The organism is Vibrio sp. 10N.222.52.B7 (assembly GCF_041474275.1).
GTDB classification, from domain to species: domain Bacteria; phylum Pseudomonadota; class Gammaproteobacteria; order Enterobacterales; family Vibrionaceae; genus Vibrio; species Vibrio crassostreae_C.
Genome location: NZ_JBFRTU010000028.1, coordinates 893 through 1,717, shown reverse-complemented (window position 1 = coordinate 1,717; position 825 = coordinate 893). Strand labels below are relative to the sequence as shown.

At 48.7% G+C, this 825-nt stretch carries 1 protein-coding gene; it reads left to right on the top strand.

Annotation, left to right across the window (positions count from 1 at the left end; all coding sequences use genetic code 11):
* Nucleotides 1-825: HAD-IC family P-type ATPase (locus AB4512_RS10160; RefSeq protein ID WP_372174864.1), on the top strand; the 825-nt coding region annotated here is incomplete at both ends.

Genomic DNA, 825 nt, shown 5'->3' with positions numbered 1-825 from the left:
GCGCGACTATGGATACCTTAGTCGCTCTAGGTACAGGCGCAGCATGGTTCTATTCAATGCTGGTTGTGCTGATTCCATCATGGTTCCCAGAACCATCGCGCCATGTCTACTTCGAAGCCAGTGCGATGATTGTCGGCCTTATCTCTTTGGGTCACTACATTGAAGCCAAAGCCAAAGCTCGCACCACGAAATCGCTACAGGCACTGATTAACTTACAACCTCAAAAAGCGGTGGTCATCGTCGATGGCAAAGAACAAACCATTGCTGTAGAAGCTATCCAAGTCGGCATGCAAGTACGCGTCAAACCGGGAGAAAAAGTGCCAGTTGATGGTGTTGTGGTATCTGGTGAGTCTTACATCGATGAGTCGATGCTGACCGGTGAACCACTGCCCAACGTCAAAACAATAAATGATGGCGTTTCTGCGGGCACTATTAATGGGGATGGTAGTTTAATTATTGAAGCGACTGGGATTGGATCAAGCACCATGCTGGCTCGGATCATTCAAATGGTTCGCCAAGCGCAAAGCAGTAAACCAGCAATCGCCAAGCTTGCCGATTCTATCTCAGCCGTTTTTGTTCCGGTTGTGGTCGCAATCGCAGTTGCTGCCGCCTTAGTTTGGTTTTTTGTTGGCCCACAACCAAGCGCCAGTTACATGTTAGTGGTATCAACCACAGTGCTGATCATCGCTTGTCCATGTGCCTTAGGCCTTGCGACACCACTTTCAATTACTGTCGGCGTTGGCAAAGCCGCTGAGTTTGGCGTTCTGATCAAAGATGCCGATGTGTTGCAATCTGCAAGCAAAATTGATGCTGTCGTGTTTGATA